General features: G+C 72.2%; 2 protein-coding genes and 1 pseudogene. 2 read left to right on the top strand and 1 reads right to left on the bottom strand.

From position 1 onward, the window contains the following. The coding region (locus PV363_RS14860; RefSeq protein WP_301022720.1) for a hypothetical protein at positions 1-450 on the top strand (450 nt) is incomplete at its 5' end. Positions 451-468: 18 nt separating this feature from the next. On the opposite strand, the gene PV363_RS14855 is transcribed toward PV363_RS14860, so the two are convergent. Further along, a complete protein-coding gene (locus PV363_RS14855; protein WP_220366654.1) occupies positions 469-1,677 on the bottom strand; it encodes a putative protein N(5)-glutamine methyltransferase in 1,209 nt (402 codons plus the stop codon). Between the two features lie 65 nt (positions 1,678-1,742). Here PV363_RS14855 and PV363_RS14850 point away from each other — a divergent pair. After that, positions 1,743-1,987 (top strand): annotated as a pseudogene (locus PV363_RS14850) (GNAT family N-acetyltransferase); the annotation flags it as partial.

The following is a 1,987-nucleotide window of genomic DNA, read 5'->3' as shown; positions in this document are numbered from 1 at the left end:
GCCAAGACGTACCGCGACCTCCAGGCCGTCGTCGCCGACCTCCCCGACGACCCGGCGACCAGAGCGCCGCTCGCCCCGCTCGCCCCCGTGGACCGCACCGAGACGCTCGAGCTGAGGGCAGGCATCAGCGACGTCCGGCGCAGCGGCACGTGGGCCGTCCCCGCACGCCTGCGCGTCTGGCCCTCCATGGGCAACGTGAAGCTCGACTTCCGTCGCGCCGACTGCCCCCACCGGCTCGTCGAGATCGACGTCAACGGCGGCGCCGGCAACCTCGTGCTGATCCTTCCCGAGGGATGGGCCGTCGACGTCGACGGCCTCCGTACGGGCTGGGGTGCGGTCAAGAACCGACGCAGCGGCACCCCGGGACCCGACGGCGTGCTCGTCCGCGTCACCGGCGGCATGGGGATGGGGTCGCTGGGCGCGCGCGATGCCTACTTCTACGAGAAGTGACCGCGCTCGCTCGATGGCCTAGAGGCTCTTGACGACCCTCAACCGCTGCAGGACGACATTGGTGTCGTCGTCGACGGTGAACGCCGGCGCACCCAGGAACGTCCGCATCTCGTCTCCCTCCCAGAACCGCGTGCGGTTCTCGCGCCACTGCGCCACGGTACGGTCACCCTCGCCCTCGTCGAGGACGTGCTGAAGGTCGACGTCGGCGACCCGGGACACCCGGACCTCCACCGTCTCCACGACGCAGACCTCTGACCCGGTGGAGTCCACGATCCGCCACCGCTCACCCACGGCCGGCATGCCCTCGTCGTCCTCCCCGCCGGTGACCAGGAGCTCCCGCACCAGCGACGAGGTGGTCGTCTTCACACCGTCCAGCACGAGGCCCACGAGCCGGTCGCGCACCGGACCGGCGAACGCGAACTCGAGCGGCGGCAGCTCCTCGACGGCGAGGTCGGGCTCGACCGGTCTCCCGCAGACGACCGCGGTGCCGATCTCGGCGTCCCAGCTGGCCAGGCGGGCGCGAAGACCGCGCTGCGCGAGCGCCAACGCCGTCCACGGCACCTGCATACGGCTCGTCTCGATCAGGACCTGGCCGTGCGGAGCGAGCCAGGTGGCCACGTCCGCGGCCACACGGCGGTGCACGTCGACACCGTCGGGCCCGCCGTCGAGCGCGGCCCGCGGCTCGTGGTCCCGCGCCTCGGGCGGCATGAGGGCGATGGCGTCGGTCGGGACGTACGGCGCGTTGACAGCGACGACGTCCACCTCTCCCAGCAGCCCTTCGGGGAGTGCGTCGAAGAGGTCTCCCTCGTACACCGTCCCGTGGACGAGGTTCTGCGTCGCGCACCGGACCGCGAGCGGGTCGATGTCGGCGGCGATCACGTGGACGTCGGGGCGCTCGTCCTCCACGAAGGCACCCACGGCGCCCGAGCCGCAGCAGAGGTCGACCACCGTCCCGTCGTGGGGCGCAGCGTCGACCGCCGCCCGGGCGAGCAGCTCCGTCCTCCGGCGCGGGACGAAGACGCCCGGCGCGACGTGCACCCGGAGGTGACCGAAGTCGGCCCACCCGACCACGTGCTCCAACGGCTCGCCGGCGAGACGGCGTGCCGTCATCGCCTCGAGCTCGTCGGAGGAGGTCGCCGACTCGCGGAGAACCCGCGCCTCGTCCTCGGCGAAGACGGACCCGGACGCGCGCAGACGCGCGACGAGTCCGTCCTCGGAAGTGTTCACAGGTGAATCCTTGCAGTCGTCCTGGGTCACGCGGCGAGGGACCCAGGGGTGAGTACCGTCTGTGCATGACCTTCGCGACACGCGACGCGACCACCGAGGACGCTTCGGCGTGCGCGGCGATCTACACGCCGTACGTCGAGCGGACCGCGGTCACCTTCGAGTCGGTGCCTCCGACGCCGGACGAGATGGCGCAGCGGATCGCCGCGGCGCACGAGTCCCACGCCTGGGTCGTGCTCGTCGACGGCGACCGGGTGTGCGGCTACGCGTACGGAGCACCGTTCAAGACGCGACCGGCGTACGCCTGGTCGTG

Source organism: Mumia sp. (genome assembly GCF_028803055.1).
Classification (GTDB): Bacteria; Actinomycetota; Actinomycetes; order Propionibacteriales; family Nocardioidaceae; genus Mumia.
This window is presented reverse-complemented; position numbering and strand designations above follow the sequence as displayed.